This window comes from Bisbaumannia salifodinae (genome assembly GCF_055388505.1).
Genome location: NZ_AP043781.1, coordinates 1,766,330 through 1,792,994, shown reverse-complemented (window position 1 = coordinate 1,792,994; position 26,665 = coordinate 1,766,330). Strand labels below are relative to the sequence as shown.

The 26,665-nt window shown below is 65.6% G+C and carries 24 protein-coding genes; 4 read left to right on the top strand and 20 right to left on the bottom strand.

From position 1 onward, the window contains the following. Positions 1 to 31 precede the first annotated feature (31 nt). The 9 genes from ACZ5EF_RS08105 to ACZ5EF_RS08065 form a co-directional block, all read right to left on the bottom strand. A complete protein-coding gene (locus tag ACZ5EF_RS08105; RefSeq protein ID WP_346060612.1) occupies positions 32 to 721 on the bottom strand; it encodes a tetratricopeptide repeat protein in 690 nt (229 codons plus the stop codon). A 2-nt stretch (positions 722 to 723) separates the two neighbouring features. Beyond that, entirely contained in the window at positions 724 to 1,683 is a 960-nt protein-coding gene (locus ACZ5EF_RS08100) for a type II secretion system F family protein (protein ID WP_346060613.1), read from the bottom strand. A gap of 98 nt (positions 1,684 to 1,781) precedes the next feature. Further along, a complete protein-coding gene (locus ACZ5EF_RS08095) occupies positions 1,782 to 2,663 on the bottom strand; it encodes a type II secretion system F family protein (protein ID WP_346060614.1) in 882 nt (293 codons plus the stop codon). Then, on the bottom strand, positions 2,660 to 3,907 hold the full coding sequence (locus ACZ5EF_RS08090; RefSeq protein WP_346060615.1) for a CpaF family protein: 1,248 nt from the start codon (positions 3,905 to 3,907) through the stop codon (positions 2,660 to 2,662). Before ACZ5EF_RS08090 ends, ACZ5EF_RS08095 begins: the two co-directional genes overlap by 4 nt. Before the next feature lie 10 nt (positions 3,908 to 3,917). Continuing rightward, positions 3,918 to 5,243, bottom strand: a complete 1,326-nt coding sequence (locus tag ACZ5EF_RS08085) for a type II and III secretion system protein family protein (protein ID WP_346060616.1) — start codon at positions 5,241 to 5,243, stop codon at positions 3,918 to 3,920. A 52-nt stretch (positions 5,244 to 5,295) separates the two neighbouring features. Further along, positions 5,296 to 6,282, bottom strand: a complete 987-nt coding sequence (gene cpaB / locus ACZ5EF_RS08080; RefSeq protein ID WP_346060617.1) for a Flp pilus assembly protein CpaB — start codon at positions 6,280 to 6,282, stop codon at positions 5,296 to 5,298. 46 nt (positions 6,283 to 6,328) lie between these two features. Continuing rightward, a complete protein-coding gene (locus ACZ5EF_RS08075) occupies positions 6,329 to 6,574 on the bottom strand; it encodes a Flp family type IVb pilin (protein WP_346060618.1) in 246 nt (81 codons plus the stop codon). A gap of 157 nt (positions 6,575 to 6,731) precedes the next feature. Beyond that, positions 6,732 to 8,387: a ShlB/FhaC/HecB family hemolysin secretion/activation protein gene (locus ACZ5EF_RS08070; RefSeq protein WP_346060619.1), complete on the bottom strand. Its 1,656-nt coding sequence runs from the start codon at positions 8,385 to 8,387 to the stop codon at positions 6,732 to 6,734. A 263-nt stretch (positions 8,388 to 8,650) separates the two neighbouring features. Then, complete coding sequence (locus ACZ5EF_RS08065; protein WP_346060620.1) at positions 8,651 to 10,066, bottom strand: collagen-like triple helix repeat-containing protein; 1,416 nt, start codon at positions 10,064 to 10,066, stop codon at positions 8,651 to 8,653. Between ACZ5EF_RS08065 and ACZ5EF_RS08060 the strand changes: the two genes are divergently transcribed. Then, positions 10,034 to 10,444 (top strand): hypothetical protein, encoded by a 411-nt coding sequence (locus ACZ5EF_RS08060; protein WP_346060621.1) that lies wholly within the window; start codon positions 10,034 to 10,036, stop codon positions 10,442 to 10,444. The two genes, ACZ5EF_RS08065 and ACZ5EF_RS08060, sit on opposite strands and share 33 nt — an antisense overlap. A 347-nt stretch (positions 10,445 to 10,791) precedes the next feature. On the opposite strand, the gene ACZ5EF_RS08055 is transcribed toward ACZ5EF_RS08060, so the two are convergent. After that, on the bottom strand, positions 10,792 to 12,486 hold the full coding sequence (locus ACZ5EF_RS08055) for a collagen-like triple helix repeat-containing protein (protein ID WP_346060622.1): 1,695 nt from the start codon (positions 12,484 to 12,486) through the stop codon (positions 10,792 to 10,794). Positions 12,487 to 12,928: 442 nt separating this feature from the next. Here ACZ5EF_RS08055 and ACZ5EF_RS08050 point away from each other — a divergent pair, with 442 nt between their 5' ends. Then, complete coding sequence (locus ACZ5EF_RS08050) at positions 12,929 to 13,741, top strand: helix-turn-helix transcriptional regulator (RefSeq protein WP_346060623.1); 813 nt, start codon at positions 12,929 to 12,931, stop codon at positions 13,739 to 13,741. A 106-nt stretch (positions 13,742 to 13,847) separates the two neighbouring features. Here the strand turns inward: ACZ5EF_RS08050 and ACZ5EF_RS08045 are convergent, their stop codons facing one another. The 8 genes from ACZ5EF_RS08045 to topA form a co-directional block, all read right to left on the bottom strand. Then, positions 13,848 to 14,111 carry an Lpp/OprI family alanine-zipper lipoprotein gene (locus ACZ5EF_RS08045; RefSeq protein ID WP_195859255.1) on the bottom strand — a complete coding sequence of 88 codons (264 nt, stop codon included), beginning with the start codon at positions 14,109 to 14,111 and terminating at the stop codon, positions 13,848 to 13,850. 211 nt (positions 14,112 to 14,322) lie between these two features. Then, positions 14,323 to 14,916, bottom strand: coding sequence for a L,D-transpeptidase family protein (locus ACZ5EF_RS08040; protein ID WP_346060624.1), 594 nt, complete (start codon positions 14,914 to 14,916; stop codon positions 14,323 to 14,325). An 85-nt stretch (positions 14,917 to 15,001) separates the two neighbouring features. After that, positions 15,002 to 15,445 carry a hypothetical protein gene (locus ACZ5EF_RS08035; protein WP_346060625.1) on the bottom strand — a complete coding sequence of 148 codons (444 nt, stop codon included), beginning with the start codon at positions 15,443 to 15,445 and terminating at the stop codon, positions 15,002 to 15,004. Positions 15,446 to 15,634: 189 nt separating this feature from the next. Further along, positions 15,635 to 15,874: a hypothetical protein gene (locus tag ACZ5EF_RS08030; protein ID WP_346060626.1), complete on the bottom strand. Its 240-nt coding sequence runs from the start codon at positions 15,872 to 15,874 to the stop codon at positions 15,635 to 15,637. A 127-nt stretch (positions 15,875 to 16,001) separates the two neighbouring features. Then, complete coding sequence (locus ACZ5EF_RS08025) at positions 16,002 to 17,594, bottom strand: ABC-F family ATPase (protein WP_346060627.1); 1,593 nt, start codon at positions 17,592 to 17,594, stop codon at positions 16,002 to 16,004. Between the two features lie 141 nt (positions 17,595 to 17,735). Continuing rightward, positions 17,736 to 18,194 carry a DUF6586 family protein gene (locus tag ACZ5EF_RS08020; RefSeq protein WP_346060628.1) on the bottom strand — a complete coding sequence of 153 codons (459 nt, stop codon included), beginning with the start codon at positions 18,192 to 18,194 and terminating at the stop codon, positions 17,736 to 17,738. Then, entirely contained in the window at positions 18,191 to 18,283 is a 93-nt protein-coding gene (locus ACZ5EF_RS08015) for a hypothetical protein (RefSeq protein ID WP_346060629.1), read from the bottom strand. Before ACZ5EF_RS08015 ends, ACZ5EF_RS08020 begins: the two co-directional genes overlap by 4 nt. Before the next feature lie 67 nt (positions 18,284 to 18,350). Continuing rightward, positions 18,351 to 20,978, bottom strand: coding sequence for a type I DNA topoisomerase (gene topA, locus ACZ5EF_RS08010; protein ID WP_346060630.1), 2,628 nt, complete (start codon positions 20,976 to 20,978; stop codon positions 18,351 to 18,353). 357 nt (positions 20,979 to 21,335) lie between these two features. On the opposite strand from topA, the gene pyk reads away from it, so the two are divergent. Both pyk and ACZ5EF_RS08000 read left to right on the top strand, forming a co-directional pair. Beyond that, a complete protein-coding gene (pyk, locus tag ACZ5EF_RS08005; RefSeq protein WP_346060631.1) occupies positions 21,336 to 22,790 on the top strand; it encodes a pyruvate kinase in 1,455 nt (484 codons plus the stop codon). Between the two features lie 19 nt (positions 22,791 to 22,809). Beyond that, on the top strand, positions 22,810 to 23,283 hold the full coding sequence (locus tag ACZ5EF_RS08000; protein ID WP_346060632.1) for a methylglyoxal synthase: 474 nt from the start codon (positions 22,810 to 22,812) through the stop codon (positions 23,281 to 23,283). An 85-nt stretch (positions 23,284 to 23,368) separates the two neighbouring features. On the opposite strand, the gene oadA is transcribed toward ACZ5EF_RS08000, so the two are convergent. Together oadA and ACZ5EF_RS07990 are read right to left on the bottom strand one after the other, a co-directional pair. Further along, the gene (gene oadA / locus ACZ5EF_RS07995) at positions 23,369 to 25,183 is read right to left on the bottom strand and encodes a sodium-extruding oxaloacetate decarboxylase subunit alpha (protein WP_346060633.1); all 1,815 of its coding nucleotides are present in this window, start codon (positions 25,181 to 25,183) and stop codon (positions 23,369 to 23,371) included. A gap of 12 nt (positions 25,184 to 25,195) precedes the next feature. Further along, positions 25,196 to 26,599 (bottom strand): acetyl-CoA carboxylase biotin carboxylase subunit, encoded by a 1,404-nt coding sequence (locus tag ACZ5EF_RS07990; RefSeq protein ID WP_346060634.1) that lies wholly within the window; start codon positions 26,597 to 26,599, stop codon positions 25,196 to 25,198. Between the last annotated feature and the right edge of the window lie 66 nt (positions 26,600 to 26,665).

Sequence of the window (26,665 nt, the reverse complement as noted above, 5' to 3'; positions counted from 1 at the left end):
CTAACCCCTTGCGTACGCTGGTATCGTACCGTCAGTTGTTGGTTTCGAGTTGGCGTAGCTGCGCCAACAGGGCGCTATCCACCCCGTAGCGACGCGCCATGCGCTCGGCCTCGTCCTGGCGGCCCTCCTGCATCAGACTAAGCACCAGGTTGGTGGCCGCGTTACGCTGGCCTTCATCGAGTTCGAGAGCGGTCAGGAACTGCTGGCGAGCCCCGCGATGATCCTGACCCAACAGCAGCAGATAACCGAGGTCGTTACGGATCCGGGCATCCGCGGGACGCCGATCCCGGGCCGACTGCATCAACGCCAGGGCCTCGTCGAGCGCGCCGCGGCTTGCCGCATTCAGGGCCAGGCCCCGATAGGCATCCGCCGCCAGGCAGGTGTGGCGCAATTCCCCATAGACGCGGTCCGCCAGGGCTCGCTCGTCGATACGGCGCAGGGCCTCGGCCCGCAGCAGCTTGGCATCCGGATAGTCGAAACCGTAGGTATCGAGATAGGCGAGCGCGGCCCGGGGACGTTCGTCGTCGAGTTGCTGGCGAATCATCGCCAGCTGGACCCCCACTTCGCCCCCGTAATGCGCCCCACAGGCCCCCCTGACCTCATTGGGTGATTCACTGGGCACCCGCGCATCGGAGACCAGGGTCGTGGTCGTGGTACAACCGCCCAGCAGGGCCACCATGAGCAGTGGTGAAAGGCGGTGAAGGTAGCGTCTTGCCAGCATGCTTAGCTCCCCAGGGCATCGAAGAGCCCACCCAGATTGACCACCGCCGGCCCGGTCAGCACGATCAGCAACGCCGGAAAGAGGAACAGCATCATCACCAGCGACATCTTGCCGGAGAGCTTGGTGACGACCTCCTGGATACGCGTGCGGCGGCGATCGCGAATCAGCGCACTGAGCGAGATCAGCGACTGACGCGCCCCGCCCCCGGAAGCCGACACCTGGGCCAGCAGCTTGAGAAGGTCCTGGAGGCCCTCGCAGCGCTGCACTTCGGCCAGCGCCTCCAATACCTCTTCCCGGGCCTGGCCGGCCTCGATGCGTTGCAGGGCCAGACGCAGCTCGCGTACCGATTCCGGAGCGATCGGGCCGAGGTTGATGATCAGGCTACGCAGCACCCCTTCGAGGGTCATGCCGGCATCCCACAACATGCGCGTCACCTGGACCACCATCTCCACCTCTTCCTCGAGGCGAGCGGTGCGCCGGGCACGACAGGCCTTGATCCACCACCAGCCCAATACGCAGGCCAGCAGGCCGAAGGCCACGCCGCCGAGGCCGGCACGCGACCAGGGCTGCCCCTGCTGCCAGCCATAGAGAGTGCCACAGGCCGCGGCCCCCAGGGCCACCAGGAGCACCGCCCCCATGATCTGGACCTGAGCGCGGGTGCCGATAAAGCCCGCCTGACGCAGGATCAGCGCCAGTTCGGCCAGCCAGGGCCGCCGGCTGGCCTGCTGACGCCATAGGCTGCGTCCGCCGCCCAGCAGACGGGACTCGAGATAGGCATGATGACGCTGCATGGCCTGCTGCCCGGCCGCGTTCGGTAGCGAATCCCGCTCGCTGCCATGAAAGTCCCACCCCGGCTCCCCGGTTTCCCGTTGCGCCTGGGCCGTCTCGCGGTGTGCCGCCAACCAGCAGACCCAGGCCGCAAGCAGGAGGGTCAGGGCGCCCAAGATAAGAAATACCGCCATTCGCTTGTCCCTGCCATATATGGCGCCTGTCCGGCGCTCTGGGCTCCGTACGAAACCTGTCTGCGCTCGCCGACTTTTCGTACAAAACCTCGGTAAATCTAGATCGAACGCAACATCCGCCAGAGGGTAAAGCAGCCCCCCAGCTCCAGCCCCAGGGCGACCCACAGGGCCGCCTGGCCCCCGGGACTCTCCAGCATCGGCGTAAGAAACTCCGGGTTGCTGACCAGCATGAAACCGGCCAACGCCACGGGCATGCCCGCCAGCACCACCGCGGTGACTCGGGTCTCACCGGTCAGGGCCTTGAGCTCCCGACGCCCCCGCTCCTGCTGGCGCAGCAACTCCACGAAGCTACCGAGGATCTCCTTGAGGCTGCCCCCGTGCACCTGATTGACCTCCACCGCCGTGGCCAGCAGGTCGAACTCATGGATCTTGAGCAGTTGCGCCTCGCGTTGCAGGCCCTCATGGAGCTCCATGCCCAGATCCCGGCGTACGGCGATACGACTCAGGGCATCCCGCAGGGGCAGCGGCACGCGCGCCACATTGCGCCGGAAGGCGATCTCCAGGGTCGCGCCCACGCCGATCTCGCGAACCACTTGCTCCATGAAATTGGGCAACTGATCACGAATCTTCTGACGCAGGTGCTGGGCGCGCAGGCCGAGCCCGAGGTTGATCACCACCAGGCCGCCCAGCACCAGCAGCGCACCGAGACGGTTGCCGAACATCAGCAGGATGCCGAGTATCGCGACCAGCAGCAGCCCGCCGACCAGGAGCAAGCCCCGGCCGCTCAGGTGGATACCCGCCGCCAGCAGGTAGTCCAGCACCACCTCCTGCAGGGAGTCCCTTGGCAGGCGTCGCCGGCGGTTGGGCAGGCCATCCCCTCCCAGCGCCTTGTCGCTCTGGTGCTCGGCGCTCTTCCACAGCAACCCGGCGGCCACCAGCAGCAGCGCCATGGTAATCAACCATAACTGCCAAGGGCTCATGCCGGCTCCTCGATCCGCTTGCGCCAGTCGATATCGACACCGAGCCGCCGATCATCGCGATGATAGAGGCGCTTCAGGGCCACCTGCCCGCCCTTGAGGCCTTGCACCTGCTGCACCTCCACCACATGGCGATGCCCGTGGGCGTCCCGGGTGATATGTACCACCAGATCCAGGGCCGTGGCGATGATCTGGTTGACCAGGCCATCGGTGCCCTCGAACCCCGCCAGGCGCACCATCATCTGCAGGCGCACCAGGGCATCCCGCGCCGAATTGGCGTGCACCGTGCTCATGGAGCCCAGGTGGCCGGTATTCATGGCCTGCAGCATGTCCAGGGCCTCGTCGCCCCGACTCTCCCCCAGGATGACCCGGTCGGGTCGCATCCGCAGGGCATTCTTGACCAGTTGCCGGGCACCGACCTCGCCCTCCCCTTCGCTATTGGGGGCGCGGGTCTCGAGGCGCACCACATGGCTATTGCCCAACTGCAGCTCGGCGGCATCCTCGATGGTCACCACCCGCTCGTGATGGGGAATCTCACGACTGAGGATATTCAGCAAGGTGGTCTTGCCGGAGCCGGTGGCCCCGCTGATCAGGATATTGCGCCGCTCACGAACGGCCTGCTGCAGCAGGCTCATCAGGGGGGCGCTCAGCGCATCGCTGGCGATCAAGTCCTCTGCCGTCAGGGCCTCGCGACGGAACTTGCGGATCGACACGCAGGGACCATCGAGGGCCAGCGGCGGAATGATCACATTGACCCGGGAACCATCCGGCAGACGCGCATCGACCATGGGGCTCGACTCGTCCAGGCGCCGCCCCAGGGGGGCCAGCATGCGCCGTACCACCCGCAGCACATGGGCATCGTTGAGGAAGCGCTCCGGCACCTGACTGAGGATGCCGTCCCGTTCCACGAAGATCCGCCGCGGGCCATTGATCAGGATATCCGAGATGCCATCGTCACGGAGCAGCGGCTGCAGCGGGCCGAAACCGGTCAACTCATGCAGCACTTCCCGGGTCAGGGGCTCCAATGCCTGGGGCAGGAGCATCAGATTGCGGGCATCCAGATACTCGCGAACCAGGCCCTCGACCCGCATCAGCATCGCCGTGGGCTCATCCTCCAGGAGCCCGTTCTCGTCCTCGAGCCGCTCGATCACCGCCTGATGAAGGTCGTTCTTGAGGGCGGGATCGTCCGCATCCACCAGGGTGCGCTTGGTCTCACCGCGGCCACGCTGGAATTGTTTCAAAGGCATGGTTTCCCCCTTAACGTGAGAAGCCGACCTCGCCCAGACGCTCGATGGCACGGGCATCCTGCGGATCGAAGAGCAGCTCGAGGAAAGTGGGATCATAGCGACGCAGGGTCTCGCCGGGCAGGTCATCGAAGGTGGTGCCCGCCGCCATCGGCGCCACCAGGTGTGGCGTGACGATCATGATCAGCTCCTTCTCGTCTCGCTCGAAGCGGGTCGAGCGGAAGAAGGCCCCCAGCACCGGGATATCACCGAGCCCCGGAATCTTGTCGACGTTCTGCAGGGTGTTGTTACTGACCAGGCCGCTGATGATAAAGCTCTCGCCATTACCCAACTGGATGGTGGTATCGGTGCGCCGCACATTGAGTGCCGGCACCTGAACCCCTCCCGACTGGATACTGCGGGTAAAGTCGAGCTCACTGACCTCCGGGGCCACCTTGAGCATGATGCGATTCTCGTCGAGCACTGTGGGGGTCAACTGCAGGCGAATCCCGAACTCCTTGAATTCCACCGTTACCTCGCCATCGCGACTGCGCGCCGGGAAGGGAAATTCGCCGCCGGCCAGGAAGGTCGCGCTTTGCCCGGAGAGGGTCACCAGGCTGGGCTCGGCCAGGGTATAGGCGAAGCCGTTGTTGCGCAGGGCGCTGATGGCGCCGAGGATGCCCCGGTTGGCGTTACCGCCGATAATCGAGAACCCGTCGGACAGGGGCGGCACCAGGCTGCCGTCGTTGATAAAGGCCGAGGAACTGCCGGTATTACCGATGGCGAACTGGGTATTGCCGCCATTATCGCGGCCGAGGAAGAAGCCGGCGGACTCCAGGCGACGGCGATTGACCTCGATCACCCGGATATCGGCCTGCACCTGCAGCGGCCCCACCTGGCGGCTGGCATCCACCAGCGGCTGGCCCTCGAAACGCTCACGGGCCTGGGCATGGCGATCCAGGCTCGCCGTATCGCCGATCATCCGCGGCACCCCCGAGGCCTGGCTGAGCTGATATTCCCCCTCCAGCCCCAGGGAGCCGCTGGGCGCTACCTCGATCCGATAGAGGCGCGGCTCATTGGCGCCCTCGAACCAGACCCGCAGCGAGGTCGCGCCGCTAGCCAGGCCGGTGATCAAGAGCTCACGATCACTCGCCAGTTGCGCATTGGCGATCTGTCCCGAGCCGATGGCGGTGCGTGCCACCGACTGGGGCAGGGACAAGCGCTGCTGGTCGCCCACCACCAGGCCGATAATACGATCGCTGGGGGGCGTCACATCCGCCTGGGCGGCCAGGGCCACCAGCAGGATCGCCAACAGGAAAACGCTGCGAGAGAAAGAAGCATATGCCGTCGAGATAGACATGCATCAACATCCTTATAGGCATAAGACCATGCCGAAAAATAGTCTGGATAGATCAGTTGCCGGGCACCTGCACGACCCGAGTCTCACCACCCACATGCTGGATCACCTGGCGTCCGGAGGGTGCGCCTGAGCGATGCGGTGCCGGAGAGGAAGCCGCCGGTGGGCGCCGCTCCCCGGCCTCGACCCGAGTCAGTTCCTGGAAGAGCACGGCGGGCCCCATCTCCTCTTCCGCTTCCTCGTCGGCGCCGGCTTCCAGGGAGGCGCGCCTCAGGCCGGGCAGCCCATCGGGGACAAGCCCGTTGTCCCGGGGAGATGCCAGCCCTTCGGCCCGTTCGCTGGCCCCGATCACCGCCAGGCGCAGGCGACCGGTGGTCTCCGCCAGCAGCAACCGAGGGGCCTGATCCTCGTCCAGGGCCAACACCGCGGTACGGCCGCTACGCTGGGGGCCCTGATCGCCATCGGCGGGCATGCCACGCAGGTCGGCCCCGAAGCTCAGCACCTCGACGTCCCGAAACAGCCGTCGTGCCAGCTGTGCGCGATCCTGGCCATTGGCCTGGGCATAGTAGAAGACGTCGACGCGATCCCCCGGGGCGATAAAGCCACCGCCACCGATCACCTCGTCGATGCTGACCGCCAGGGCCCGCTTGCCGGCCGGCACCGCCTCGGCCAGCAGCCCGCCGAGGGCGAAATGCTCGGGGCGCAGGATATCCCCGGGCGCCAGGGGGCGAGTCAAGATACGCCCCTCCACCTCGGAGAGGTCGGCGAAACTCTCCACCACCTCTACCGGGTAGTCGACGGTGCGCAGCAGCGGATCCCCCGCCTCGGGGCGAGCCTCGAGGCGGGTACCGATATCGAGCCGCTTGGCGGCGGTTAATACGGGAAAGCCGGGGAGGGCCGCCTCTTGCGAGGGCACCTCCACCACCGGGGCCGGCTCCATGGCCGGCGGCAGGTCTCGGGTCAGCTGCCAACCGGCGAAGGCCAGGCCGATGGCAATCGCCACCAGGACGGCGGCGATACCCTTAAGTAGATTGGGGGACATACGCATTTCCCTGCGAGTTGATTGACCCTTTTATTAATTACCACCCTCAGGTGGAGCCATCACCTGAACCGGCATTAGTCAATACATCCGAAACGCGCTGGAAGAAGGATTCAAACCCGCTAAGAATGGTTTCCCCCCCCAAGAAAAAGATACCCAAGGCGATTACCGCCGCAATTACCACATACTCGATCGCACTGGCCCCCTGCTGCCGGCGAAATTTCGGGCGATTCAGCTGCATGGCCACGGCGCCACACTGGGTAAATCGGCTAGTCTTTTCGATCAGTTTTTTCATGGTTACCACTCCCTGCGTTAACCAATGCCCCTTATTGGTGCGGGGCTATTTTCTGCATTACCACCCCAAAGTGGTGCTTTTCTTGACGCCCCGCCATGCCGAAGCGAAACGAAGCGTCAACGGACTCCTCGACGATCGCGCCGCCGGCCGCCATCTTCTAGCCGCCCAGATTCCAACTGATCCGGGCATTGATCCGGCCATCGCGGCTATCGGTATCCAGGTCCCGATCACCGATGGGCTGAGCATATTCGATCCCCAGGCGATAGAGGCTACCCTGGCTTAGCTCGAATCCCGCCACCGCCGAGGCGATCTCATGCTCGGTATCCCGCTCGTTGAAGCGCGTGCGGGCGCCGTCGATCAGCAGGTAAGGCTCCACCGACCCCAGCCAGTCGCTGGCCACCGGCTGCAGATAGCGCAGCTCGATCTCGCCGGCGACGCCGTAGTCGCCTTCCGCCTGGCTATCGCCATAGCCGCGGCCGAAACGGTTGCCGCCGTAATTGCCCTGCTCCGGCGACGGCAGGGTGTCATTGGACCAGAAACCGGCGACGCGGCTGGTCAAGCGCCAGCGGGGCCCCAGCCGTTCCACCCAGCGTGCCTGACTTCCCAGGCGGGTAAAGTGCAGGTCCTCCGGCTGATTGACCGACACGAAGGCGCTGCTCAGGCGGTTACGGTTGCCCCCCAGGTCGACCCCCTGGCGAAGGTCTCCGCGCCATTCGAGGATGCGCTCCTGGCTGGCCCGCTGCAGGCGGGTATTGAGCTCCAGGGCGGAGAAATTGAGGCGTCGCTCCAGCAGGGACAGCCCCTCCTCGACGAACAGACTGCGCTGATGATGGTGATCGACCTGGCCACCAAGGTACCAACTGAACTCCCGCGACAGGTACAGCGGATAATCGAGTCCGGCACGATAACGCTCGGTGATCTTCTCCTCCCGTGCCTGCTCGTTGCCCAGCAGGCTGACACCCGTCGGTTCTTCGGTTTCGAAACGGCTACCCGCGAGGCTGAGGCGCAGGTCATCGGTGCCCAGTTCCTGCTGGTACTCGGCGGCATAGAACTCATCGTCACCATCGATCGGCAACAGGGCCGCCAGCGACAACCGCTCGGCGTAACGGGTATTGGACTGCAGGGTCAGGTTGGCCAGCAGTTGGATATCGTCTTCATCGCCACCCTGCAGCGAGAGGCCGCCATCCAGGGCGCGCATGCTGCGCTCCTCCACTCGCAGGGTCGTTCCGCCACTGGGCGTGCGCGGCACCGGCGCATTGATCGCCAGTTGGGCTCCCGGGATCCTCTCCATCAAGGTGGTGTAACGCTCGAAAGTGGACCGGGTCAGCGGGCGCTCATCGATGATACGTTCGGCGAGACGCTGGACTCGACTGGCCACCGAGGCCTTGTCGATGGCGATCTCGGTACGAGCGATATAGCCCTCGACCACCACCACGGTGACCACGCCATTGCGGAAGTTATTGTCGGGTAGATAGGCATAGGAGAGCGGATAGCCCGCGTCCTGATAGCGACGCGTGATCGCCTCGACGGCATCGATCAGCTCGCCCACGGTCACGCGCTGTCCCAGCATGGGACTCATGCCACTGGCGAGATCATCGAGCTCGAAGACGGTACCGCCACGAAAATCGAGATGAGATACCGAGACCTGAGTTTCGCGGCTGATAGCACCCGCGACCTGAGGCAGAGACACTTGAGTGGCGGTACGTCGCTCCGAGGCCTCGCGCATCTGCTCCAGCCCGGGCACCTGGGTGGGTTGTCGCTCATCCACCAGAGACGGGGAGTCGCTGGCATGGGAGGTAACAGCCAGGCTCATCAGGCCAGCTGCCGTGATGGCAAGAAGCGGAGATCGTGCTGCATTGGCGGCGCTTGGTTGCGCCAGTCCTTTGATTGCGTTCATATATCCTTTCCCTGGACCAGTGGCGCTCTTCGGCACCCACTATAATTATTCTTTGCCTTGATTGTAAGTTAGTATCTACCAAAGAATAGCGACTCACACCAGCCCTACTGTCAAGAAATGTCCGGCGGTCGACCCTGGCTGGCTCCGGGGGATTGCCCCCGGAGCCAAGTGCCACGATCTTAGTCGCTAGCGCCGGACGAACCGCCCAGCAGACCACCACCCCCCAACAGACTGCCGGTCAGGCCATCCACGGTGCCGGTCACCCCACCCAGCAGCCCATCCTCGCTACCGAGCAGACCACTGGTCAGGCCGCCCACCAGCCCCTCATCACCGCCCAGCGAGCCGCCTTCGTCGCCTAGCAGGCCATCGGTCAGGCCCTCCACGGTGCCGGTCACACCACCCAGCAGGCCATCCTCGCTACCGAGCAGGCCGCCAGTCAGACCATCCACGGTTCCGCTCTCACCACCTATCAGGCCACCCAGCAGGCCGCCTTCGTCGCCGAGCAGGCCACCGGTCAGGCCATCCACGCTCCCGGTCACCCCACCCAGCAGGCCGCCTTCGTCGCCGAGCAGACCACCATCACCGCCCAGCAGGCCGCCGGTCAGGCCATCCACGGTTCCGCTCTCACCACCTATCAGGCCACCCAGCAGGCCGCCTTCGTCGCCGAGCAGACCACCATCACCGCCCAGCAGGCCGCCGGTCAGGCCATCCACGGTTCCGCTCTCACCACCTATCAGGCCACCCAGCAAGCCGCCTTCGTCGCCGAGGAGGCCACCATCACCGCCCAGCAGGCCGCCAGTCAGACCATCCACGGTTCCGCTCTCACCACCTATCACCCCACCCAGCAAGCCGCCTTCGTCGCCGAGGAGACCGCCGCCACCGCCCAGCAGGCCGCCAGTCAGGCCATCCACGCTCCCGGTCACCCCACCCAGCAGGCCGCCTTCGCCGCCGAGCAGACCACCGTTACCGCCCAGCAGGCCACCTTCCAGCAGGTCAGAAGCCTCCCCGGCAGTCAGCAGGCCACCGGTATCGGCCACCAGCTGCCCCACGCCGCCTAGGGTTCCACCGGGACCACCCAGCAGCGGATCCCGACCGCCCAGGGTGTCACCCAACATGACCACGACACCTCCCACCTCGTTAAGCAGGCCATTGGCGACCGGCCCAATCACCAGGGCATCCCCGAGCTGCTGGGTCGTCCCTTCCACGGAGAGCAATACCGGGCGCACCACCCCCGTCAGCTCGGTCGTAAGGCCGGCCAGATGGCCATTTTCATCGGTCAGGGTGAGCGTCAGTGAGTCGCCCAGGGTCGATACCGTGGCCCCAAGTTCTCCCACCGTCTGACCCAGGGTGGTAACCAGCCCCGTGGCTTCATCCACTTGCATCAACACCGGCAGGGTATTCAGCGCGGCCACGGTATCTCCCAGGGTGCCCACGGCGTGACCGGCATCACCCACGGTGCCGGTAACACCACCGAGAGTCGTCCCCAGGGCATTGTCATTGGTGACATAGCTACCCAAGCCATCCCGCAGGCCACTGGCCAAGGTATTTACCCCGCTCCCCAAATGGACCAGCACCTCGCCACCACCATCGGTCATCGAGCCAATCAGCGGAAGCTCCTGCTGGCTGATCCCCTCACCGAGCACGGTAACGGTATCACCTGCCCCATCGCCGGCATCAGCGGTGTCCTGGACCATCCTCTCCAGTACGGTAAGGCCAGCCTGGTCACCATCATCGCCGCCGCCGTTATCGCCGCCGCCATCATCGCCACCGCCGCCATCATCGCCGCCGCCGTTATCGCCGCCGCCATCATCGCCGCCACCATCATCGCCGCCGCCGTTATCACCACCGCCGTTATCACCACCGCCGTTATCGCCGCCGCCATCATCGCCGCCGCCATCATCGCCGCCGCCGTTATCACCACCGCCGTTATCTCCCCCATCCGCAATACCGCCATCACTCGAAGGCAATGTTAGTGTTGAACTCCCGCTGCAACCGGCCATTGAAATAGCAGCGACAAGCACGGCCAGGGGAAATAGACGAGTTCCTTTAATATTCATGGCAGTTTCCTTTGAATGACATCCCTATCCTTCGCCGAGCAGCTCACGGACTCGACGAAGAACAACAGCAGCATATTTATTACTTATTATTTATATCGCCAAGAATCAGAGATCTCTTACAAGAGACAGGATCAATAGCCCAAGCGAATCACCAGCCAGAAACTTACAGCGACAGTGATATTCAAGGGCAAACCATCAGGCTCTCTGACTCGAAGGCACGAAGAGAAGAGGTGGCGGAGTCACTCCGCCACCTCTTCCATTTATCACTTCCCTCCAAGCAATCCCCCGCCGAGCAGCCCCCCGCCGAGAAGGCCATCATCGCTACCCAACAGACCGCCGACCACTCCATCCACGGTATCGGTCACGCCGCCTAGCAGACCGCCTTCCACACTCCCTTCCACACTGCCTTCCGCACCTCCTTCCACGCTACCGCTAACACTGCCGGTCACGCTGCCCAGCAGGCCGCCGCCCACTAGCCCCTCATCACCGCCTAGCAAGCCGCCTTCGTCGCCAAGCAGGCCGCCTGTCAGGCCATCCACGGTACCGGTCACACCACCCAGCAGGCCAGCATCGCCGCCGAGCAGACCACCGTCGCCATCCAGCAGGCCACCAGTCAGGCCATCCACGGTGCCGGTCACACCACCCAGCAGGCCAGCATCGCCGCCGAGCAGACCACCGTCGCCATCCAGCAGGCCGCCGGTCAGGCCATCCACGGTGCCGGTCACCCCGCCCAGCAGGCCAGCATCGCCGCTGAGCAGGCCGCCGTCGCCATCCAGCAGGCCGCCGGTCAGGCCATCCACGGTGCCGGTCACCCCGCCCAGCAGGCCAGCATCGCCGCCGAGCAGGCCGCCGTCGCCATCCAGCAGGCCACCAGTCAGGCCATCCACGGTGCCGGTCACACCACCCAGCAGGCCAGCATCGCCGCCGAGCAGGCCGCCGTCGCCATCCAGCAGGCCGCCGGTCAGGCCACCTTCACCGCCCAACAGGTCGCCGGTCAGCCCACCCAGCAAGCCTCCATCATTGCTCAGCAGGCCACCCACGAGCCCGGCCTCACTGCCCAGCAGACCGCCATCCAAGAGGCCTCCATCGCCCCCCGCGGTCAGCAACCCACCGAGGTCGCCCACCAGGTTGCCGGCACCGGTTACCGTGCCACCCAGGCCGGCGAGCTGTGGGTCCTTGCCACCCAGGGTCCCTCCCAGGTCAACCACCACGCCGCCCACTTGTCCCAGCAGGTCATTGGCCACCGGCCCCACGATCAACGCATCGCCAAGGTGTTGCGTGGTGCCCTCGACAGAAACGAGAACCGGGCGCACCACCGCACTCAGCTCACTGGTCAAGCCGGCCAGATGGCCATTCTCGTCGGTCAAGGTCAGGGTCAGCACATCACCGACGCCGGTCACGGTTGCCCCCAGGTCGCCAACGGTCTTGCCAAGCGTCGTCACCAAGCCGGTAGTGGCATCGACCTGCATCAACACAGGCAGGGTGTTAAGTGCTTCGACGGTATCGCCAAGGGCCCCCACGGCCCGCCCGCTATCGGAGACGGTACCGGTGGCACCGGCCAGCGTCGTACCCAAGGCATTGTCGTTCTCGGTAAAGCTGCCCAGTCCATCCCTCAGGCCGTCAGAGAGGCTGTTAACGCCATCCCCCAGATGCACCAGGACCTGGCCTGTGCCGTCGGTAACACCACCGACCAACGGGATCTCCTGCTGACTCAAGCCGTCGCCGAGCACCACGACGCTATCCCCCAGCCCCTGAGTGACATCGCTGGTGTCTTGAACAACTTGCTCGATACTGCCACCGGCCACCTGACCATTATCGCCGCCGCCGTTATCGCCACCACCGCCGTTATCGCCGCCGCCGTTATAGCTACCGCCGCCGTTATCGCCGCCGCCGTTATAGCTACCGCCGCCATTGCCACCACCGCCAGCGCTATCGTTTCCACCGCCCGGAACGGTCAAGTTGCTACTTCCGCTGCAACCGGCAAGAGAGATGGCGGCCACCAGGGCAGCCAGAGGAAGAAGACGAGTTCCCTTCGCACGCATAACGCTATCCTCACTGATTCATTATTGGGGGTTTTGCTGTGAGCTAAGCGTATGCCGACATCGCGCCATTCAGAAAGGCACGGGACAAGAAGTTGAGATATGGCTTACACGCCAGAGAGAGGAGGGACTACGTCACTCCTCACAGTTAGGTCATGGTATTTTCCACCCACTAATTATCAAATAAAAAAGCAATGACTGCTTTGCAGTTCCAACAACCCTCTCGCTCCTGTGGAACCACACCTCCTGAGCTCCTTAACCAGTATCTCCTTCAAGTGCCGAGAGACTCGGCCTGCCAGAAAAATGAAGAAAACAAGACGAGTGGGTGACAAGTGTCCAAAAAGACAGAGTCAATAATCCTATGATGCTCGACGACAGAGTAACCGCCGAGATTCGCGCTGCAGAACTCTGGCTGGACAATACCACCACCCAGGCCTGCACCATCAGCGAGCTGGCCACTTACCTGGGCTATTCGGAGTCCCATATCCGGCGGCATTTTCTCCGGCACTTCGGCATGGGACCGGCCCGCTACCGCAATACCCTTCGCCTGGAGCGGACGGCCAGCCTGCTGCTTCGCAGCCGTGCTCGAGTCATCGATATCGCCACGAGCTGCGGGTTTCGTAGCCACGCCATCTTCAGCCGCGCCTTCCAGCACCACTTTGGCATCAGCCCCTCGGGGTTTCGTCGCCGTCATGACACGCCGGCGACAAAGGGTCCGCACCATACTGTCAGCGTGGCGCAACGGCCAGCCATCTCCCTATGGGCCATTCGCCATTATGGCCTCCCTAACCCCCCGTCACTACCGCACCTATGGCAGCAGTATCGAGGCATCCCCTCCACCCCCAAGGCGCCCCTCCTGGAAGGCGCCGCTTTCCTGCTGCCGGATGACCCCGCTATCACCCCGAGGCATCGTCAGCGCGTCGATATCGGACTCCAGGGCACCCATCCCTGGCCACCGAGCCCCTATCACCGCCGCCTCACCTGCCCCGGCACCCTGGCCGCCTCGATAGCCTTCGATGATCTGGCGCTGCTGCCCATCCTGCATGCCTATCTACTCGATCACTGGTTGCCTCACCAGCCATGGGCCTATAACGCCGATCCCGTGCGAGTCATTCAGCATGGGCAGCCCCAACACTTCGAGCTGCAGCTGCCCCTCGACCGCGGCGAGCCCTGAGCCATCAGACGCATAAAGCAAGACCCCCTGCCGAGGCAGAGGGTCTTGAACAGGCGGGATGCCTGAAGCAACGCACCGGGATGCCAGTGCCCTGCTGGTACAAGCATTACTTGTACATGGAACGCTCGAACATGCGGTTCATCTCTTCACGGTTCTGCTGAGACATCTGCAGGGCCGCTTGAGCGTCACGCTGAGCCTGGTTGGCGGTGTTCTGAGCCTGGGTGGCGATGCTGCGAGCCTCGGCCGCGTCGGCCTGAGCGGACTCGGCAGTCATGCGCACTTCTTCCAGGGCGCTGGTAGATGCACAGCCAGCCAGGATGGCCAGGGAGGCTGCAGCAGCGGTCAGCTTCAGAGTGCTCTTGAGGGTCATAACGTTCTCCTTGAGGGTCTTCCTTGGTTTAGCCCGGGTCGGACAAGGTCCGATTCCCTGGGCAGGTCTGCTTGCCACCGAAGCGAGTCATCTCGCCTTCCACTTCGGTCAGCGTGACCATAACGGCCAAGCCGTCTTAGTCAAACGCCGTTTTATTATAGACGTAGTGCCTTTGTCTACTACAGAAGTTCTTGGTTTCACGATCCTTAGCCTAGCGGATCACTACCCGCGTGCCAATGTCGACCAGTTGCGACAGGCGCTCGATCTGCTCGTTGGTCACCGCCACGCACCCCTGGGTCCAGTGGAACTGCTGATGGATGCCGGGATCGCCCTCTCCCAGGCCATGGATGCCGATATAGCCTCCCAGGATGGTGTCCTGGGGAGGACGACCATGGCGTCGCAGGTAGGCGAAATAGTCGTCGTACTCTGCCCGGCTCATGACCCCGGCATTAAGGGCATCGCGGGCATGCCAGGGGGTCGGGTAGTCGAGCCCCATGAAGATATGGAACGGGCTCTCGAAATTGAAGCGATCGATGTGGAATTCCCCGGTGGGCGTGCGACGGTCACCGCGGGTACGGATGGGTGCCGCACCGGCCCGCCCCAGAGAGACCGGATGCATCCGCTCCAGCTCGCGATACCCGCGGTAGACGAAAAGAGTGGAGCTACGATCATCCACCAATAGCCACAGTTCGTTGTCATGGCGCGGCGCGAAACGCTCCTCGAGATCGACCAGGCTGGCCTGGGCCGTCGCCATCAGCAGACACAGCACCCCCATCAGGGCGACGATGCGAAGCAGGTAACGCATTCGAGACTCTCTTGCAGTAATAGAAAGCGGACCCGGGCGCTTCGCGCCCGAGCGGAATCACCGCGTATCCTATCACCCTCCGGGCTCAGGTCACTCCGCTTTTCCCTTCAGGGGAGACGATAAAGTGATTGTTGAGTAGCCGCGTCTTCCCGGAAAGCACCATCTCGGTCTCATCGAAGGTGAAGGTCTCGATGGCCTCACGCTCATTGGCCAGAGGGCGGTGCTCATGAATCAGGGCCGCGGCACAGCGCTCGCGCATGGTGTAATAGACCACCCCGATGCTGTAGCACAGTTCCTCGTTATCACCCAGCTTGGCGAGCCAGCGCTCACGGGTCTCGTGGTGAGCAATGGCGTAGTTCACGTTGCGCGACTCGCCAATATAGATCAGCCGATGCAGGGAATAGTCGCCGGTCGCCGCATCGTACTCCCCGCCATAGACACAGAAGACTCCCCCATCGTTAGGGATCTCCGTGCGATTGGCATCCCGCCAATAGCCAATCAACTCCAGCGAAAGATACTGTCTCGACATAACCTTCTCCTTAGGCCCAGAAGCGATGGGCGCCATGCTAACGCCCCCGGACGGGCGCTCTCCTTTTATCCCAGCAAAGCTTGGTCAAACGCGCCAGCCAGTCCCTCAACCCTTTATCACCCCCGCGCACCCAAAACGACGCCGCCGCCCAGAAGGCGGCGACAAGATCACGCAGGCGGGCAGGACGGGTCAGTGCAGGGTCGCCGGCAACGCCTGGACCTCTTCCTCGTCCCCTTCCACCAGATGACTGCGCGACAGGGCATGATCGATCATCTCCTGTGCCACCTCGAAGCGGGCGCGGCGCAGCAGCTCGGCGGCCTCCTCGGAGAAGCGGATCCTCACCAGAGGCTCGCCCTCTCCCTCAGCGCTGCGTAGCACGATCTCGCCATCGGCGAGCTCGACGATTTCCAGGACTGCGGTATCGGACACCCGAACCTCCTCAATTCGATAACAATAGAAAGCGGCCATGGCAAATCCATGGCCGCTAACGTCGCTACTAGCCTAACATTGTGGCTCGGTAGCGACTAGCGGCAATCTCCCGGGGCGGAGGCGCCCGTCAGCCGAACAGGCCCTGGCTCCTCAGGTAGTCGTCGTAGCTGCCGCTGAAGTCGATGATCCCCGACTCGCTCATGTCGAGGATGCGGGTGGCCAGCGAGGAGACGAATTCCCGGTCGTGGCTGACGAAGATCAGGGTCCCCGGGTAGTGCTCGAGGGCCAGGTTGAGCGCCTCGATGGACTCCATGTCCAGGTGGTTGGTGGGTTCGTCCATCAGCAGCACATTGGGCCGGGTCAGGGTCAGCTTGCCGAACAGCATGCGCCCCTGCTCGCCACCCGAGATCACCTTCACCGACTTGCCGATATCGTCGCTGGAGAACAGCATGCGGCCCAGGGCACCGCGGATCACCTGCTCGCCGCCGTCGGTCCACTGGGCCATCCACTCGAACAGGCTGGCGTCATTGGCGAAGTCGTCGGCGTGATCCTGGGCGAAGTGGCCGAGCTCGGCGCTATCGGTCCACTTCACGCTACCGGCCTGCGGCAAGAGTTCACCGGCCAGGGTCCTGAGCAGGGTGGTCTTGCCGATGCCGTTGGGGCCGATGATGGCGATGCGCTCGCCGGCCTCCACGGTCATGCCGAAGCGCTCGAACAGCGGCGCCTCACCGGGGTAACCCTGGGTGACCCCTTCCACGTTGACCGCGTTGCGATGGATCTTGCGGGCCTGCTCGAAGCGGATAAAGGGGCTGACCCGGCTCGACGGCTTGATCTCCTCGAGCTTGATCTTGTCGATCTGGCGCGCCCGGGAGGTGGCCTGCTTGGCCTTGGAGGCGTTGGCCGAGAAGCGGCTGACGAACTGCTGCAGCTCGGCGATCTGCGCCTTCTTCTTGGCGTTGTCGGCGTGCTGCCGCTCGCGGGCGGCGGTGGCCGCGGTCATGTAGTCGTCGTAGTTGCCCGGGAACAGCCGGATCTCGCCATAGTCCAGGTCCGCCATATGGGTGCAGACGCTGTTAAGGAAGTGGCGGTCGTGGGAGATGATGATCATGGTGCTGTTGCGCGCCGTCAGCACCCCTTCCAGCCAGCGGATGGTATTGATATCCAGGTGGTTGGTGGGCTCGTCGAGCAGCAGCACGTCGGGGTCGGCAAACAGCGCCTGGGCCAGCAGCACCCGCAGCTTCCAGCCCGGCGCCACCTCGCTCATGGGGCCGGTGTGCTGCTCGAGCGGAATGCCGAGTCCCAGCAGCAGCTCGCCGGCGCGGGCCTCGGCGGTGTAGCCGTCCAGCTCGGCGAAGCGCACTTCCAGGTCGGCCACCGCCATGCCGTCTTCCTCGCTCATCTCGGGCAGCGCATAGATGCGTTCCCGCTCGGCGGCCACCTGCGAGAGCTCGGCATTGCCCATGATCACGGTGTCGATGACCCGCTCGTTCTCGTAGGCGAACTGGTCCTGGCGCAGCTTGCCGAGCCGGGCCCCCGACTCGACCATCACCTGGCCCGAGGAGGGCTCCAGGTCGCCGCCGAGGATCTTCATAAAGGTGGACTTGCCGCAGCCATTGGCGCCGATCAGGCCGTAGCGATGGCCGTTGCCGAACTTGATGGAGACGTTCTCGAACAGGGGCTTGGCCCCGAACTGCATGGTGATATTGGCGGTGGAGATCAAGGATAAGGGTCCGGTCGATGCATAGAGGGCCGCGATTGTACCGGTTATGGCCGCCCGACACACCGGGGAGCGCCCTATACAAGGCTATCGCGACTGGAATGGCTGAGGGCGCCCTTCAGGCATGCCAGCCGCGCGAGCCCGCTACCACTCCTGGCTGGTCTCGCGCAGGGCGGGCAGCAGTGCCTTGAACTCCTTGAGACACCCGGCGAGCTCCCGGGCCAGGGGCTCGCCGGCAGAGGCGGCGATCAGGCCGCCCGCCGCCTCGCGTCGGGCCGCCCCCTCGACCCCATGCAGGGCCTCGAGGCGCACCAGCAGCACCGCCAGCCAGCTCTCGGGACGCTCGGCCAGGGCCCGCAACTGGGTCAGCTCCGCCACGGGCTCGTCGCCATCGAGCAGTTCGCGCCAGTCGTGGTGCTCTAGGCGAGCATGCTCGGTGACCTCCCGCAGCAGCGAATTCAGCGCCAGCTCCAGGGTCGCCAGGGCGCCCTCCTCCAAGGCGCGCCGCCGCGCCTCCTCATGCTCATCGACCTCGGCCGGCGGCTGAGTCAGCAGCAGTTCGGCCTGGTAGAGCAATTGATTGGTACGGCCCGCCGGTGTCATAGGTGCTCGCCCTCCACCCGCCACTTGCCGCCCTCGAAAAAGGTGGCCTTCCAGCCGCTGGCCTTGCCGCTCTTCTCGGTCAGGGTCATTTGCGCTTGTCCCCCACCTGCCACTTGCCGCTCTCAAAGGCAGCCTTGCCGCCCTTCTCGGTCAGGGTCATTTGCGCTTGTCCTCCACCTGCCACTTGCCGCCCTCGAAGGTGGCCTTCCAGCCGCTGGCCTTGCCGCCCTCCTCGGTCATCACGTACTGACTCTTGGTCTTGCGGGAGAAGCGGATCTGCGCCGGGCGACCATCCGGGTCTTCGCTGGGCGCCTTGAGCAGGAAGTGATACTTCTCGGGCAGTTCTTCGGCATGAGCCTTGAGCTCGCGCACCAGGGGCGGGCGGGTCTCGCGATTCTTGGGGAACTGGCTGGCGGCCAGGAAGAGGCCGCTGGCACCGTCGCGCAGCACATAGTGGTCATCGACCTTCTGGCAGGCCAGCTCCGGCATGGGGATCGGGTCCATCTTCGGCGGCGCCACCTCGCCGCTCTTGAGCAGCTTGCGGGTGTTCTTGCACTCGTCGTTGGTGCAACCGAAGTACTTGCCGAAGCGACCGCTCTTGAGCTGCATCTCGGAACCGCACTTGTCACACTCGATCACTGGCCCCTCGTAGCCCTTGATGCGGAACTTGCCCTGCTCCACCTCGTGACCGTCGCAGTCCGGGCTGTTGCCGCAGATATGCAACTTGCGGGTCTCGTCGATCAGGTAGCTGTCCATGGCGGTGCCGCATTTGCCACAGCGATGCTTGGCGCGCAGCGCCTCGGTCTCGGCCTCCTCGTCGGCATCGGCGGCCACCGCCTCCTCGCCGGGGATCAGGTCGATGGTGGTCTTGCAGCGCTCCTTGGGCGGCAGGTTATAGCCGGAGCAGCCCAGGAAGACCCCCGTGGAAGCGGTGCGGATCTGCATCTTGCGACCGCAGCTGGGGCAGTCGATATCGGTGGGCACCGGCTGGTTGGGACGCATGCCATCGTCGCTCTCGGCCCGCTCCAGCTGACGCTTGAAGTCGGCATAGAAGGCGTCGAGGAGTTCCCGCCAGTTGCGCTCGCCCTCGGCCACCTGGTCGAGGCTGTCCTCCATCCGCGCGGTAAAGGAGAAGTCCATCAGGTCGCGGAAGGACTCCGCCAGGCGGTCGGTGACGATATCGCCGAGTTTCTCCGCGTAGAAGCGGCGGTTCTCCAGCTTGACGTAGCCGCGCTCCTGAATGGTGGAGATGATCGCCGCATAGGTGGAGGGGCGGCCGATGCCGCGCTTCTCCAGCTCGCGCACCAGGCTGGCCTCGGTGAAGCGTGCCGGCGGCTTGGTGAAGTGCTGCTGGGGATCCAGGGTCACCAGGTCGAGCGGCGTCCCCTTGGCCAGGTCCGGCAGCGACTGGTCCTCCTGCTTGCCGGCAGGCTTCATCACCCGGGTATAGCCGTCGAACTTGAGCACCCGGCCCTTGGCCTTGAGTTCGTAGCCCTGGGTCTCGACGGTCAGGGTGCTGGAGAGATACTCCGCCGGGGTCATCTGACAGGCCACGAACTGACGCCAGATCAGTTCATAGAGCCGCTCGGCATCGCGCTCCATGCCAGAAAGGTCGGTGGCCTTGCGGGTCACCTCGGAGGGGCGGATCGCCTCGTGGGCCTCCTGGGCCCCTTCCTTGCTGGCATAGCGATTGGGCGACTCGGGCAAGTAACGCGCCCCGAACTCCTCGGTGATATAGTCCCGGGCGCTGGCCACCGCATCCTGGGAGAGGTTGGTGGAGTCGGTCCGCATATAGGTGATATAGCCCGCCTCGTAGAGGCGCTGGGCCAGGGTCATGGTCTTCTTCACCGAGAAGCCCAGGCGAGCGCTGGCGGCCTGCTGCAGGGTCGAGGTAATAAAGGGCGCGTTGGGCTTGGAGCGGGTCGGCTTGTCCTCCCGGGCGGTAATCGCCAGGCTTGCCTTGCGCAGCGCCGCGATGCGCTCCAGGGTCTCCGCCTCGGAGGTGGGGCGGAAGGCCTTGCCGTCCTGACGCACCAGCTCGAAACGGATCGGCGCCTGTCCCTCGGCGGCCAGGTCGGCATGCACGTCCCAGAACTCCTCCGGCACGAAGGCGCGGATCTCCCGCTCCCGCTCGACGATCAGGCGCACCGCCACCGACTGCACGCGGCCGGCGGAGAGGCCCCTGGCCACCTTGTTCCAGAGCAGCGGCGAGACCATGAACCCCACCACCCGATCGAGGAAGCGCCGCGCCTGCTGGGCCTCGACCCGCTCCATCTGCAGCTTGCCGGGGTCCTTGAAGGCCTCCTGGATGGCGTTCTTGGTGATCTCGTTGAACACCACCCGCTTGTAGCGGGACGCATCGCCGCCGATGGTCTCCTTGAGGTGCCAGGCGATGGCCTCCCCCTCGCGATCCAAGTCGGTCGCGAGATAGACGGCATCGGCCTTCTCGGCCTGCTTCTTGAGCTCGGCGACCACCTTCTCCTTGCCGGGCAGCACCTCGTAACGGGCCTCCCAGCCATGCTCCGGGTCGATGCCCATGCGCCGGATCAGTTGATCCCAGGCCTTGCGTTTCTTGTAGGTGGCCTTCTCCTCCGGCGACATCTTGCGGGTCGCCGCCGCCTGGCGGGCGCGCTCCTTGGGATCCGTGGCACCCTTGCCGGAGCCGCTGGTCGGCAGATCACGAATATGCCCCACGCTCGACTTAACGACGAAGTCGTTGCCGAGATACTTATTGATCGTCTTGGCCTTGGCCGGTGACTCGACGATGACCAGTGACTTGCCCATAGTGCTCCACTTTCTATGTGCCCGAGACCGGAGGGTCCCGGCATCGATCCCTCGCCGAAGGGCTCTTCGACGGAAAAATGCGCTTACCCTACCCCAGCCGGCCCCTTCACGCCAGGCCCGCCGCTTTCTGAACCTAGCCCCCGGAATCGGGCCAGGCAAGCGGCGGACGATGTCACCTCATCGTCATCCATTCGTTACAGACTCCCCCGGCACCCGCTGAGAGGCCCTTTTCACCGAGCGTCGAGCATGGTCTACTGTGATGTAGTAAAATCACTACATCACAATCATCGAGAATGACGGCGGTCCCGGCCAAGGTGCCCAGACCCCACCCCACGCAGATTCCAGAGGAGTCCTACCATGTCGATCGCCCATCCCCCCCTGCGCCGCACCAAGATCGTCGCCACCCTGGGTCCCGCCAGCGACCGGGAGGGCGTCCTCGAGGCGATGATCGACGCCGGCGTCGACGTGGTACGCCTCAACTTCTCCCACGGCACCGCCGACGACCACCGTCGGCGCCTGCAGGCGGTGCGCGAGATCGCCGCGCGCCTCGGCAAGAGCGTCGCCGCCCTCGGCGACCTCCAGGGCCCCAAGATCCGCATCGCCCGCTTCACTGATGGCGCCGTGACCCTCGACGACGGCCAGGCCTTCGTCCTCGACATGGCCATGGACACCGAGGCGGGTACCGCCGAGCGGGTCGGTTGCGACTACAAGGACCTCGCCGGCGACGTCGCCGTGGGTGACGTCCTGCTCCTCGACGATGGCCGCCTGGTGCTGGAAGTGACCCGCATCGACGGCCCCGAGGTGCACACCACCGTGACCGTCGGCGGGCGGTTGTCCAACAACAAGGGCATCAACAAGCAGGGCGGCGGCCTCTCCGCCGCGGCCCTCACCGACAAGGACAAGGCCGACCTCAAGACCGCCATCGACATCGGCGTCGACTACCTGGCGGTGTCCTTCCCGCGCAGCGCCGCCGATATGCAGGAGGCCCGCGAACTGCTCGGCGAAGCAGGCAAGGAAATCGGCCTGGTGGCCAAGGTCGAGCGTGCCGAGGCGGTGGCCGACCCGGAGACCCTGGACGGCATCATCCGCGCCTCCGAGGCGGTGATGGTGGCCCGCGGCGACCTCGGCGTGGAGATCGGCGACGCCCAACTGATCGGCGTGCAGAAGCGCATCATCAGCCGCGCCCGCAAGCTCAACCGGGCGGTGATCACCGCCACCCAGATGATGGAGTCGATGATCAGCGCGCCGCTGCCCACCCGCGCCGAGGTGTTCGACGTGGCCAACGCCGTGCTCGACGGCACCGACGCGGTGATGCTCTCCGCCGAGACTGCCGCCGGCGACTACCCGGTGGAGACCATCGAGGCGATGCACCGCCTGTGCCTGGGCGCCGAGCGCGAGCGCACCGCCCAGGAGTCGGGGCACCGCATCCACGAGGGCTTCTCAAAGGTCGACGAGGCGGTGGCCCTGTCGGCCATGTATGCCGCCAACCACCTGGAAGGGGTCGCCGGCATCGCCTGCATGACCGCCACCGGCTATACGCCGCTGATCGCCTCGCGCATCCGCTCCGGCCTGCCCATCATCGGCCTGGCCCATAGCCCCATCGCCCAGCGCCGCATGGCCCTCTATCGGGGCGTGGTCTCGGTGTTCTTCGACACCAGTGAGATGACCCCCACCGAGCTCAATGCCCGCGCCCTGGACGAGCTCCGGGCCCGCGGCATCGCCGGCCCCGGCGACCAGGTGATCCTGACCCGCGGCGACCATATGAACGCCCATGGCGGCACCAATACCCTGAAGATCCTGACCGTCCAGTAAGCGAGCGAGAGGAGGCCCCATGAGCGAATCCCGTCCCCGCCAGGCGCGCCGGCGCCGGCTACCCGAGCGCAAGCGCATCGCCCTGATCGCCCACGACGGCAAGAAAGAGGAGCTGCTGGCCTGGGCCGAGCGCTGGCGCGACACCCTGGCCCAACACGAGCTGCTGGGTACCGGTACCACCGCACGGCGGGTCGCCGAGCGGCTGGGGCTGGAGGTAGAGGGAGTGATGAGCGGCCCCCTGGGGGGCGACCAGCAGATCGGTGCACGCATCACCGAGCAGCGACTGGACCTGCTGGTGTTCTTGTGGGACCCCTTCGCTCCCCAGCCCCATGACCCGGACGTCAAGGCGCTGCTGCGCCTGGCGGCGCTGTGGAACGTGCCGGTGGCCTGCAATATGGCCAGCGCCGACTTCCTGCTGAGTTCGCCACGACTGGCCGAGGCGGTCGATATCGAGATCCCCGACGCCGACGACTGGATTAGCTCGCGAAGCTGAAGAACGCCCGCCACGGCGGCGTAAAGCAATACGAAGGGCGCCCCGTGGCGCCCTTCGCTGGTTTCACAGCAGCCATCCCGTCGTATCACGCCTCCCCGACGATCTCCACCAGCACCTCCCCCGGGGTGACCCGATCGCCCCGGACCACATGCACGGCGCCGACCCGGCCGGCCAGGCGCGCATGCACCTCGGTCTCCATCTTCATCGCCTCGGTGATCAGGATCGCCTGCCCCTCCTCGACCCGCTGGCCGACGCCCACCAGCACCTCGACGATGGTCCCCGGCATGGCGGTGGTCACATGTCCGGCGGTGGTGGCCCGGGCACGGGGCGCGGCGGTCGGGGCCGGCTGGCTGGCCCGCGGCTCGAAGACCACCGCCTCGGGCATGCCGTCCAGGCTCAGGTAGACCTGGCGACGCCCGCCCACGTCGCGCCCCACCCCGGTGATCTGCACCTCATAGGACTCGCCGTGCACGTCGATCACGAAATCGGTGGGCGGCGCCTCGGCCACCGGGCGGCGCGCGGTGCCGGCCTCCTCCAGGGACTCGGGCACCAGGCTGCCCTCCCGGCGCCCGACCAGGAAGTCGCGGCCGATATCGGGGAAGAGCGCGAAGGTCAGCAGGTCCTCCTCGCTCTCGGCCAGGTCGCCGATGGCCTCCCGCAAGCGCGGCAGCTCCGCCGGCAGCTGGTCCGCCGGCCGCCCCTGGGCCACCGGCTGATTGCCCACGGCGCGGCTGCGCAGGGCCTCGTCCACCGGCCCCGGCGCCCGACCATAGCCCCCCAGCAGGTAGCGCTTCACCTCATTGGTGATCGCCTTGTAGCGCTCGCCGCTGAGTACGTTCATCACCGCCTGGCTGGCGACGATCTGGGAGTTGGGGGTCACCAGGGGCGGATAGCCCAGCTCGGCACGCACCCGGGGGATCTCCTCGAACACCTCCTGGATCCGCGACAGGGCGTTCTGCTCGCGCAGCTGATTGGCCAGGTTGGACATCATGCCGCCGGGAACCTGGTTGAGCTGTACGCCGATATCCTCCCGGGTGAACTCGCTCTCGAAGCGGGCATACTTGGTGCGCACCCCGCGCAGGGTCTCGCCCACGCGACGAATCGCCGCCAGGTCCAGGCCGGTGTCCTGGGGCGTCTCCTGCAGGGCCGCCACCAGCGCCTCGCTGGCTGGGTGGCTGGTGCCGCCGGCGAAGGCGCCGCTGCAGGTATCCAGATGGCGGCAGCCCGCCTCCACCGCCTTGAGGTGGCACATGGCGGCGAGCCCCGAAGTGGCATGGGTATGCAGGTGCACCGGCACCTCCAGGGCATCCACCAGGGCCGCCACCAGCTCGTAGGTGGCGTAGGGCGTGAGCAGCCCGGCCATGTCCTTGATGGCGATGGAGTCGGCCCCCATGGCCACCAGTTGCTTGGCATCGGCGACGAAGCTGGCCCGATCATGCACCGGGCTCACCGTGTAGCAGAGCGCCGCCTGGGCGTGCTTGCCGCTGGCCTTGACCGCGGCCAGGGGCACCTCCAGGTTGCGGAAATCGTTCAAGGAGTCGAAGAGGCGGAAGATATCGATGCCCCCCGCCGCGGCCCGGGCCACGAAGGCCTCCACCACGTCGTCGGCATAGTGACGATAGCCCACCAGGTTCTGGCCGCGCAGCAGCATCTGCAAGGGCGTCCTGGGCAGCGCCGCCTTGAGGCGATGCAGCCGCTCCCAGGGGTCCTCCTTGAGGAAGCGCACGCAGGCATCGAAGGTCGCCCCACCCCACACCTCCAGGGCGTGGAAACCGATGGCATCCAGCTCGGGGCAAGCCGGCAGCATGTCCTCGGTGCGCAGCCGGGTGGCGATCAGCGACTGATGGCCGTCGCGCAGCACCACCTCGGTCAACCGCACCGGGTCGTTGGATTCACTCATTCGTCTCTGTCCTTACAGGCCCGCATGGGCGGCGATGGCGGCGGCGATCACCAGGGCCACCTCTTCGGGATGACGCTTGCTCGAATAGTCGAGCAGCTCCGGGTGGGCGGCCAGGAAGCCGGTATCGAAATGGCCCTCGCGCAGCGCCGGGTGGCGCAGGATCTCCTCGTAATAGGCCGCCGTGGTCTTGATGCCCTGCAGGCGCATGTCATCCAGGGCGCGCACCGCCCGATTGAGGGTCTCCTCCCAGGTCATGCCCCAGACGATCAGCTTGAGGCAGAGGGTATCGAAGTGCGGCGGCACCCGGTAGCCGGTATGGATGGCGGTATCGACCCGCACCCCGGGGCCGCCGGGGGCATAGTAGCGGGTGATGCGCCCGAAGGAGGGCAGGAAGTCGTTCTTGGGATCCTCGGCATTGATGCGGCACTGGATGGCGTAACCGTGGTGGCGGATATCCTCCTGGCGGAAGGCCAGCTTGTGGCCGGCGGCGATACGGATCTGCTCGCGGACGATATCCACCCCGGTGACCGCCTCGGTGACGGTATGCTCCACCTGGATGCACGGGTTCATCTCCATGAAGTAGATCTCGTTGCCACGCACCAGGAACTCCACGGTGCCGGCGTTCTCGAAGCCCACCGCGGCCGCGGCCTGGATCGCCAGCTCGCCCATGTAGGCGCGCTGCTCCGGGGTCAACCGGGGGCTGGGGGCCACCTCGATCAGCTTGCGATTGCGCCGCTGCAGGGAGCAATCCCGCTCGAAGAGGTGAATCACCCCGCCGTGGCGATCCGCCAGCACCTGCACCTCGATATGCTGGGCCGTGGCGATGCACTTCTCCAGGTAGAGCTCGGCCTCACCGCTCTCCCCGGGCAGGGTCTCCCAGGCCCGGGTCAGTTGAGTCACATCGTCGCAGCGACGCAGGCCGCGCCCGCCACCGCCGCGCAGGGTCTTGAGCATCACCGGGTAGCCCAGGCCATCGGCCAGGGCCCGGGCCTCATCGAGGCCGCCCAGGGCCGCCATGCCCCCCGGGGTAATGGGGATACCGGCGCGGTGCATGCTGGATCGCGCCGCGACCTTGTCGCCGAGGGCGGCGATGGCCTCGCTGTCGGGGCCGATAAAGGCGATGCCCGCCTCGGTGCAGATCCGCGCGAATTCGGCGTTCTCGGCCAGGAAGCCATAGCCGGGATGGATGGCCTCACAGCCGGTCTCCCGGGCCAGGTCCACCAGGCGCCGCGGGTCCAGGTAGCCGGCCAGGGGGTCGTCGCCGACGAAATAGGCCTCGTCGGCACGCTTCACATGCAAGGCGAAACGGTCCGGTTCGGTATAGATGGCCACCGAGCGGATACCCATCTCGGCACAGGCGCGCTCGATGCGCACCGCGATCTCACCGCGATTGGCGATCAACAACTTCGTGAACACGACGGCCTCCAGGGTTGCGTCCATGACGGGCATGGGGAAGACTGTGCCCGCGGCCAGGCCGAATCC

Excerpts from the sequence above, each read along its gene's own strand:
- ACZ5EF_RS08060 (WP_346060621.1), top strand. The coding sequence starts at position 10,034 with ATGGACCAGCACCTCGCCACCACCATCGGTCATCGAGCCAATCAGCGG.
- ACZ5EF_RS08000 (WP_346060632.1), top strand. The coding sequence starts at position 22,810 with ATGAGCGAATCCCGTCCCCGCCAGGCGCGCCGGCGCCGGCTACCCGAG.
- ACZ5EF_RS08035 (WP_346060625.1), bottom strand. The coding sequence starts at position 15,445 with ATGTCGAGACAGTATCTTTCGCTGGAGTTGATTGGCTATTGGCGGGAT.
- ACZ5EF_RS08100 (WP_346060613.1), bottom strand. The coding sequence starts at position 1,683 with ATGGCGGTATTTCTTATCTTGGGCGCCCTGACCCTCCTGCTTGCGGCC.
- ACZ5EF_RS08075 (WP_346060618.1), bottom strand. The coding sequence starts at position 6,574 with ATGAAAAAACTGATCGAAAAGACTAGCCGATTTACCCAGTGTGGCGCC.
- ACZ5EF_RS08085 (WP_346060616.1), bottom strand. The coding sequence starts at position 5,243 with ATGTCTATCTCGACGGCATATGCTTCTTTCTCTCGCAGCGTTTTCCTG.
- ACZ5EF_RS08090 (WP_346060615.1), bottom strand. The coding sequence starts at position 3,907 with ATGCCTTTGAAACAATTCCAGCGTGGCCGCGGTGAGACCAAGCGCACC.
- ACZ5EF_RS08015 (WP_346060629.1), bottom strand. The coding sequence starts at position 18,283 with ATGACCCTGACCGAGAAGAGCGGCAAGGCCAGCGGCTGGAAGGCCACC.
- ACZ5EF_RS08065 (WP_346060620.1), bottom strand. The coding sequence starts at position 10,066 with ATGACCGATGGTGGTGGCGAGGTGCTGGTCCATTTGGGGAGCGGGGTA.
- oadA (WP_346060633.1), bottom strand. The coding sequence starts at position 25,183 with ATGAGTGAATCCAACGACCCGGTGCGGTTGACCGAGGTGGTGCTGCGC.
- topA (WP_346060630.1), bottom strand. The coding sequence starts at position 20,978 with ATGGGCAAGTCACTGGTCATCGTCGAGTCACCGGCCAAGGCCAAGACG.
- pyk (WP_346060631.1), top strand. The coding sequence starts at position 21,336 with ATGTCGATCGCCCATCCCCCCCTGCGCCGCACCAAGATCGTCGCCACC.
- ACZ5EF_RS08045 (WP_195859255.1), bottom strand. The coding sequence starts at position 14,111 with ATGACCCTCAAGAGCACTCTGAAGCTGACCGCTGCTGCAGCCTCCCTG.
- ACZ5EF_RS08105 (WP_346060612.1), bottom strand. The coding sequence starts at position 721 with ATGCTGGCAAGACGCTACCTTCACCGCCTTTCACCACTGCTCATGGTG.
- ACZ5EF_RS08095 (WP_346060614.1), bottom strand. The coding sequence starts at position 2,663 with ATGAGCCCTTGGCAGTTATGGTTGATTACCATGGCGCTGCTGCTGGTG.
- ACZ5EF_RS08050 (WP_346060623.1), top strand. The coding sequence starts at position 12,929 with ATGATGCTCGACGACAGAGTAACCGCCGAGATTCGCGCTGCAGAACTC.
- ACZ5EF_RS08020 (WP_346060628.1), bottom strand. The coding sequence starts at position 18,194 with ATGACACCGGCGGGCCGTACCAATCAATTGCTCTACCAGGCCGAACTG.
- ACZ5EF_RS08040 (WP_346060624.1), bottom strand. The coding sequence starts at position 14,916 with ATGCGTTACCTGCTTCGCATCGTCGCCCTGATGGGGGTGCTGTGTCTG.
- ACZ5EF_RS08070 (WP_346060619.1), bottom strand. The coding sequence starts at position 8,387 with ATGAGCCTGGCTGTTACCTCCCATGCCAGCGACTCCCCGTCTCTGGTG.
- cpaB (WP_346060617.1), bottom strand. The coding sequence starts at position 6,282 with ATGTCCCCCAATCTACTTAAGGGTATCGCCGCCGTCCTGGTGGCGATT.